General features: G+C 61.8%; 8 protein-coding genes. 3 read left to right on the forward strand and 5 right to left on the reverse strand.

What is annotated here, in order from left to right:
* Positions 1–440 (forward strand): permease (locus HX846_RS17665; protein ID WP_178965801.1); only part of this gene is annotated, 440 nt, incomplete at its 5' end.
* A 58-nt stretch (positions 441–498) separates the two neighbouring features.
* Here HX846_RS17665 and mnmH read toward each other — a convergent pair.
* The 4 genes from mnmH to HX846_RS17685 form a co-directional block, all read right to left on the reverse strand.
* Positions 499–1,602, reverse strand: coding sequence for a tRNA 2-selenouridine(34) synthase MnmH (gene mnmH / locus HX846_RS17670; RefSeq protein WP_178965802.1), 1,104 nt, complete (start codon positions 1,600–1,602; stop codon positions 499–501).
* The gene (gene selD, locus HX846_RS17675) at positions 1,602–2,636 is read right to left on the reverse strand and encodes a selenide, water dikinase SelD (RefSeq protein ID WP_178965803.1); all 1,035 of its coding nucleotides are present in this window, start codon (positions 2,634–2,636) and stop codon (positions 1,602–1,604) included. The genes mnmH and selD overlap by 1 nt, the downstream gene beginning before the upstream one ends.
* 84 nt (positions 2,637–2,720) lie before the next feature.
* Positions 2,721–3,467, reverse strand: coding sequence for a TerC family protein (locus HX846_RS17680; RefSeq protein WP_003211245.1), 747 nt, complete (start codon positions 3,465–3,467; stop codon positions 2,721–2,723).
* 28 nt (positions 3,468–3,495) lie between these two features.
* Complete coding sequence (locus HX846_RS17685) at positions 3,496–3,759, reverse strand: hypothetical protein (RefSeq protein ID WP_177028778.1); 264 nt, start codon at positions 3,757–3,759, stop codon at positions 3,496–3,498.
* Between the two features lie 134 nt (positions 3,760–3,893).
* Here HX846_RS17685 and nhaR point away from each other — a divergent pair, with 134 nt between their 5' ends.
* A complete protein-coding gene (gene nhaR, locus HX846_RS17690) occupies positions 3,894–4,796 on the forward strand; it encodes a transcriptional activator NhaR (RefSeq protein ID WP_003211241.1) in 903 nt (300 codons plus the stop codon).
* Between the two features lie 4 nt (positions 4,797–4,800).
* Here the strand turns inward: nhaR and HX846_RS17695 are convergent, their stop codons facing one another.
* Positions 4,801–5,955 (reverse strand): MFS transporter, encoded by a 1,155-nt coding sequence (locus HX846_RS17695; RefSeq protein ID WP_102604855.1) that lies wholly within the window; start codon positions 5,953–5,955, stop codon positions 4,801–4,803.
* Between the two features lie 214 nt (positions 5,956–6,169).
* Between HX846_RS17695 and sstT the strand changes: the two genes are divergently transcribed.
* Positions 6,170–7,175, forward strand: a 1,006-nt coding sequence (gene sstT, locus HX846_RS17700; RefSeq protein WP_178965804.1) for a serine/threonine transporter SstT, incomplete at its 3' end; no start/stop codon positions are given.

The following is a 7,175-nucleotide window of genomic DNA, read 5'->3' on the forward strand; positions in this document are numbered from 1 at the left end:
TCGACGCCGTGGCCCAGGCCAGCCATGCCGAAACCGAACCGTTCCTGACCCGCTGGCTGCGCACCCTGTGGCAGCTGTTCTGGAGCACGATTCCGGTGTACATCCTGGCGGTGCTGATCCTTGGCGCGGCGCGGGTCTGGCTGTTTCCCCACGTTGACGGCGCCATGGCCAACAGCCTGGTGTGGCTGGTGCCTCTGGCGATTGTCGGCACGTTGTTCGTGATCCCGACCGCCGCCGAAATCCCCATCGTGCAGACCATGATGACCCTCGGCATGGGCACCGGCCCGGCCGTGGCCTTGCTGATGACCCTGCCGAGCGTGAGTCTGCCGTCGCTGCTGATGCTGCGCAAGGATTTCGATGCGCGGGTGCTGGTGACTGTGGCCGGCTTGACCATGCTGATGGGGGTGGTGTGTGGGCTGATCGGGGCGTTTATCCTGTAGGAGTGCGGTCGAATGTGGGAGCGGGCTTGCTCGCGAAGGGGCCGGCGAACTCAATCAATTACTTACGCCGAGCGAGCCTGTCCCGGAAATACTCCACCACCGCCGCTTGCTCTCCCGCAAACTCGATACGCGCGCCTTTGCTTTCCCGCTGGAACGCATACATCGGGTCGTAGTACTCACGCAGCAGCCCTTCAATCCAGCCGCGGTGCAAATCCACCGCACCGCTGCGAGCTTGCTCCGCCAAGGCGTCCTGCATGATCGCGTGCAACCGCGCAAACCGCTCGCCGCCCAGGCGCTTGTGGATATTGCCCAGGCTCTGGGTCAGGCGCTCGGCAAACAGTTCCTGGCCAGTGTCGCCAAACACCGCGACAAACTCGGCGCAGAGGTCCACCACATAATCCTTCAGGATGCGCTCCACCCGGCCTTCAACGCTGTCTTCCAGCCAGACCATCGGGAAGCCCTGCATGCCCTTGTGCAAGGGCAACGGCAGCGCGCAGCTGCCGATCATGCGGCTCTCATCCTCGACCACAAACTGCTCGATACCGGCGGCCCGCTTTTTCAGCAGGTCCACCGCCAGGCGGTTTTCGAAGTCGATGTTGGAAGGTTGCGCCGTGGCGCGTTTGCCGAAGCTGGAACCGCGATGGTTGGCGTGGCCTTCCAGGTCCAGGGCGTTGTTCAACTGGCCGAGCACTTCGGTCTTGCCGGTACCGGTCATGCCGCCCAACAGTACGAAGTCGCATTGCGCGGTGGCGCTTTCAACCGTGTCGAGCAGGAAAGTCCGCATGGCCTTGTAGCCACCGCCCACTCGCGGATAGTCGATACCCGCCTCGGTTTTCAACCATTGCTGGGCAATCTGCGAACGCATCCCGCCGCGAAAGCAGTACAGCAGACCATCCGGATTGGCCTGGGCAAAACGCGCCCAGTGTTCGATACGTTCGGCCTTGATCGCCCCGGACACCAGTTCGTGCCCGAGAACAATGGCCGCCTGCTGGCCTTGCTGCTTGTAACAGGTGCCCACCCGTTCGCGCTCGTCGTCGGTCATCAACGGCAGGTTGACCACCCCGGGAAACGCGCCCTTGATGAACTCGATCGGCGCGCGGGTATCCATCATCGGCCGGTCGTTGAGAAAGATGTCGCGGTAATCGGTGATGTCGATGGGCATCAGAACACCTCTACCGCGTTGGTCTGTCGCTCAACCAGTTCGCCGATCGGCTCAAGGTTCAGGCCCAGCTCCGCCGCCACGGCGAGGAATTCGGCATTGCCTTCGGGGGTGACCGCCACCAGCAGCCCGCCGCTGGTTTGCGGGTCGCACAGCACGCGTTTGTGCAGTTCGTTCAGGCGCCCCAGCTTGCTGGCGTAGCTGTCGAAATTGCGCAAGGTGCCGCCGGGGACGCAGCCCTGTTCCAGGTAGTACTCAACCCCGGGCAGGCGTGGGACTTTTTCGTATTCGATGCGGGCAGTTAATTGGCTGCCGTCGGCCATTTCCACCAGGTGGCCCAACAGGCCGAAACCGGTGACGTCGGTCATGGCCGTGACACCGGCCAGCTTGCCAAAACGGCTGCCGGATTTGTTGAGGGTGCACATCCAGTCACGGGCCAGGCCCACGTCGGCCTCGCGCAGCTTGCCCTTCTTCTCGGCCGTGGTGAGGATGCCGATGCCCAGGGGTTTGGTCAGGTACAGTTGGCAACCGGCGGTGGCGGTGTCGTTGCGCTTCATGTGGCGCTTTTCCACCAGCCCGGTGACGGCCAGGCCGAAGATCGGCTCGGGGGCGTCGATGGAGTGGCCGCCGGCCAGGGGAATCCCGGCAGCGTCACACACGGAACGGCCGCCGCGAATCACTTCCCGGGCAATCTCCGGAGCCAGCACGTTGACCGGCCAGCCGAGAATCGCGATGGCCATCAACGGATCGCCGCCCATCGCATAGATATCGCTGATGGCGTTGGTGGCGGCAATGCGGCCGAAGTCGAAGGGGTCATCGACGATCGGCATGAAAAAGTCGGTGGTGGACACCACGCCGCGCTCCTCGTCGATGGCGTACACCGCCGCGTCATCGCGCGAAGCGTTGCCTACCCAGAGCTTGGGGTCGAGGTTCTGTGCGCCACTGCCGGCGAGGATCACTTCCAGTACCTGAGGTGAGATCTTGCAACCGCAACCAGCACCGTGGCTGTATTGGGTCAGGCGAATCGGCTCGTTCATGGGTATCCCTCAAGGCGTCAAGTGGGCGGATTCTAGCAGACAGCAAAAGGCCGACTGCGTGCAGTCGGCCTTTATGTTCAGCCCTTAGTGTTTGGCAGCAAGCCGTTTATGCCGGTTGCGTCGCATCATGTTCAGGCATTCGATAGCCGCCGAGAACGCCATGGCCGCATACACATAGCCTTTTGGCACATGGGCGCCGAAACCTTCGGCGATCAGCGTCATACCGATCATGATGAGGAAGCCCAGGGCCAACATCACAATGGTCGGGTTGTCGTTGATGAACTTGGCCAGCGGCTCGGCCGCCACCAGCATCACGATCACCGAGACCACCACGGCAATGATCATGATCGGCAAGTGCTCGGTCATGCCCACGGCGGTGATGATGCTGTCGATGGAAAACACCATGTCCAGCAGCAGGATCTGGCCAATCGCCGAGGCGAAGCCCAGGGTCACGCTCGGCGCGCCGGTGTCCACATGCTCCTTCTCGGGGTCCATGCTGTGATGGATCTCGGTGGTGGCCTTCCACACCAGGAACAGGCCACCGGCGATCAGGATCATGTCTTTCCAGGAGAACGACTGCCCCAGGATGTCGATGACCGGCTCGGTCAGCTGCACGATAAAGGCGATGGTGCTCAACAGGCCCAGACGCAGGATCAATGCCATGCTGATGCCGATGCGGCGGGCCTTGGCCCGGTGCTTCACCGGCAACTTGTTGGTGAGAATCGAGATAAAGATCAGGTTATCGATCCCCAGCACGATCTCCATGACGATCAGGGTGGCCAGTGCGATCCACGCGGTCGGGCTGGCGGCCAGTTGTAAAAGGTATTCCATAGGTCATTCCTGGTGTTGTGTGCGGGTATCAGGTTTCTTGGGAGGTGGACTCAGCCTTGCTGTCTTCCTGTTCCGGCTTGTCCGGCTTGCCTTGCGGCGGTGCGATCAAGCCCTTGGTCGCGTCACTCAACGCCTGTTCGGCGGCCTGGTGGGTGTCGTCAATCACTTGCTTGGCCGACTCGGTGGCCTTGCCCAGCAGTTGTTGCGCGCTTTTTTCCGCTTGGTCACAGCCACTGAGCATGACTAATGAAAGCCCAAGTAACGCCGTTGCGCCCAGGGAATTGAGTTTCATGATGCGTTCCTCGTTAGAACCGTCGGGTCCAAGTAGTGGCCCCTCGATAGCGACGCATTCTATGCAGGGGAACACTTCAGGAAAATTCGTATTTTTTTCGTTTATACTTCGGTTTTCACGAAGTATTGGCCGCCATGCTCAATTACCGACAACTGCACTACTTCTGGGTCGTCGCCAAGACCGGCAGCATCGTGCGCGCCTGCGAGCAACTGAACCTCACGCCGCAGACCATCAGCGGGCAGATCAGCCTGCTGGAGCAGACCTTTGGCGTGGCATTGTTCCAGAAGGTCGGGCGCCAGCTGGAGCTGACCGAAGCCGGGCGCCAGGCGCTGCCCTATGCCGAGCAGATGTTCCAGCTGGGCAATGAGCTTGAAGCGATGTTGCGCACCCAGCCCAATGAGCAGCAGATCCTGTTCCGGGTTGGCGTCGCGGATGTGGTGCCCAAGTCCATTGTCTATCGGTTGATTGCGCCAACCATGGAGTTGAGCGAGCCGATCCGCATCACCTGCCGTGAAGACAAGCTCGAACGCTTGCTGGCGGACCTGGCGATCCAGCGCCTGGACCTGGTGATCTCCGACAGCCCGATGCCGCCGCACCTGGACATCAAGGGCTACAGCCAGAAGCTCGGGGAATGCGGCATCAGCTTTTTCGCAACCCAGGCATTGGCTGACCAGCATCGCGGCGATTTCCCACAATGCCTGCAGGGTGCGCCGCTGTTGATTCCGGGGGCGGAGACGGTGGTGCGCAGCCGTTTGCTGCGCTGGTTTGCCGAGCAGCAGATCCAGCCACGGATTGTCGGGGAATTTGACGACAGTGCGTTGATGCAGGCCTTTGGCCAATCCGGCAGCGGGATTTTTATCGCGCCGAGCGTGATTGCCGACGAGGTGGAGCGCCAGTATGGCGTGGCGCTGATCGGCCAGACGGATGCGGTGACCGAATCGTTTTATGCAATCTCGGTGGAGCGCAAGGTCAAGCACCCCGGCATCGTGGCGATTACCGAAGGTGCCAGACGGGAGCTGTTCACTTCCCTGCCCTGAAGGCTCAGGCGCAGACGGCGCGGGTCTTGGCAGTCATCAGCCACAGCGCCAGCAGGATCGACAACAGGATAAAGCCCGCCGCGGCAAACCCGAGGCTGCCCAGGCCCAGGGTGTCGATCACGTGCCCGCCCACCAGCGCCCCCAGGCCAATCCCCAGGTTGGCCCCGGCAATGTTCAACGAGGCGGCAAACGCCGGCGCATGGGGTGCGGCCTTCATCAGTCGCACATGGCTGACCAGAAACAATGCCGCCTGGGTCACGCCCCATACCGCCATCGCCGCCGCCAACCCGATCGTGGAATGGATGGCGGGCACCAGCGCCACCATGCCGGCGATCATGAAACCGCAGAACACCATCGACGCAATCAGCGGATGACGGTCGACCATGCGCCCGCCCAAAGAGTTGCCGATCAGGCCGACCGCGCCAAAGCCCATGAGGCACCAGCCCACTACCGTGCCGTCAAAACCCGCCAGGCGTTCGAGAATGTCTGCCAGGTAGGTGTAGGCGGTGAACATCCCGCTGAACACCAGGATCGACAGCAGGATATGGCCTTGCATCAGCGGGCTGCGCAAGATCTTGAACTGCGAGCGCAGGCTGACCTGGTCGTTTTTTGCCCGGGTCTTCGGCAGGTAGATAAACAGCAGCAGGGCCTTGGCGAACGCCACCACCGCAAGAATGCCAAAGGCGGTGCGCCAGCCGAACATATCGGAAATCAGCGTGCCCACCGGGATCCCGAAGACCGTGGCACACACGATGCCGAAGCCGATTTTTTCAATCGCGCGGCCGGCGAAATCCGGCCCCACAATGTCCACCGCTGTCTCGCTGGCCAGGGCCCAGAACACCGGCAGCCCCAGCGCCGGGATCAACCGGGCCAGGGACATGACCCAGATATTCGAGGCCATCGCCGCCAGAGTGTTGGCCAGGCCGAACATGATCAGGATCGTGATAAACAGCCGCTTGCGCTCGAACCGGGCGAAATATGCGGTCAGGAACGGGCCAAACGCCGCCACGGTGAAGGCGAACAACGTCACCAGCAACCCGGCCTGGGACACGCTTACATCGAGGTCCCGGGCGATGGAAGGCAACAGGCCGACGATGATGAACTCTGTGGTCAGCACGGTAAAACCGGCTGCCGACAACAGCAGGATCGGAAACAGCATTAAAAACTCCAGAAAACAGCGACATCAACGACAGCCCGGAGGGCCCGCTGATAGAGAAGAAATAAGAGGATGGGCAATGTTAACAGAATGTGTCCCATCGTGGTGACGGAACGCCGCACCCGGATTAGACGTTTCCTACAGATGTTAGACTTCGCCCCTGCCAGATTCATGCTGCCTAGCTGCATCTATTAAAAAAACCAGAGACAACCTTTTTATGACTGCTGCCCCTTCCCTCTTTCAACGCCTGATGTCTATCAGCCTGGTCACCCAAATTGTCATCGGCCTGATCGCCGGTATCCTGTTGGCCCTGCTGTTGCCCGACGTCGCACAAGCCACCGGGTTTATTGGCAAGGTCTTTGTCTCGGCGCTCAAGGCCGTCGCGCCCATCCTGGTATTTGTGCTGGTGATGGCCTCGATTGCCAGCCACAAGCACGGCCAGGAAACCCATATCCGCCCGATCCTGTTCCTGTACCTGCTGGGCACGTTCGCTGCCGCCGTGGTCGCGGTGATCGCCAGCACGCTGTTCCCCTCCTCGCTGGTGCTGGCCACCCACGATGTGGCCGTCAGCCCTCCCGGCGGTATCGGTGATGTGTTGCAAAGCCTGTTGCTGAGCGTGGTGGACAACCCGGTCAGCGCGCTGATGAACGCCAATTTCATCGGTATCCTGGCGTGGGCCATCGGCATGGGCATCGCCATTCGCCATGCCAGCGACACCACCCGCACCGTGCTGGGGGACCTGTCCAACGGCGTCACGCTGATCGTGCGCATGGTGATCCGCTTCGCGCCCCTGGGGATTTTCGGCCTGGTGGCCTCGACCCTCGCCACGTCCGGCTTCGGCGCCCTGCTGGGCTACGCACACCTGCTGTTGGTGTTGATCGGCTGCATGCTGTTCGTCGCGCTGGTGATCAACCCGGCCATCGTGTTCTGGAAGCTGCGCCGCAACCCTTACCCGCTGGTGCTGATGTGCCTGCGGGAAAGCGGGATCACCGCGTTTTTCACCCGCAGTTCGGCGGCCAACATTCCGGTCAACCTGGCGTTGAGCAAGCGCCTGGGCCTGCATGAAGACACGTACTCGGTGTCGATCCCGCTGGGCGCCACCATCAATATGGCCGGCGCTGCCATCACCATCACCGTGCTGACCCTGGCCGCCGTGCACACCCTGGGCATTGCCGTGGACATCCCCACCGCCGTGCTGCTCAGCGTGGTCGCGGCGGTGTGTG

It is taken from the genome of Pseudomonas sp. K5002, from assembly GCF_013386655.1.
Classification (GTDB): Bacteria; Pseudomonadota; Gammaproteobacteria; order Pseudomonadales; family Pseudomonadaceae; genus Aquipseudomonas.

What these genes read in the sequence shown, in the direction of transcription:
- mnmH (WP_178965802.1), bottom strand. Translation starts at nt 1,602, where the DNA reads ATGCCCATCGACATCACCGATTACCGCGACATCTTTCTCAACGACCGG.
- selD (WP_178965803.1), bottom strand. Translation starts at nt 2,636, where the DNA reads ATGAACGAGCCGATTCGCCTGACCCAATACAGCCACGGTGCTGGTTGC.
- HX846_RS17680 (WP_003211245.1), bottom strand. Translation starts at nt 3,467, where the DNA reads ATGGAATACCTTTTACAACTGGCCGCCAGCCCGACCGCGTGGATCGCA.
- HX846_RS17685 (WP_177028778.1), bottom strand. Translation starts at nt 3,759, where the DNA reads ATGAAACTCAATTCCCTGGGCGCAACGGCGTTACTTGGGCTTTCATTA.
- nhaR (WP_003211241.1), top strand. Translation starts at nt 3,894, where the DNA reads ATGCTCAATTACCGACAACTGCACTACTTCTGGGTCGTCGCCAAGACC.
- HX846_RS17695 (WP_102604855.1), bottom strand. Translation starts at nt 5,955, where the DNA reads ATGCTGTTTCCGATCCTGCTGTTGTCGGCAGCCGGTTTTACCGTGCTG.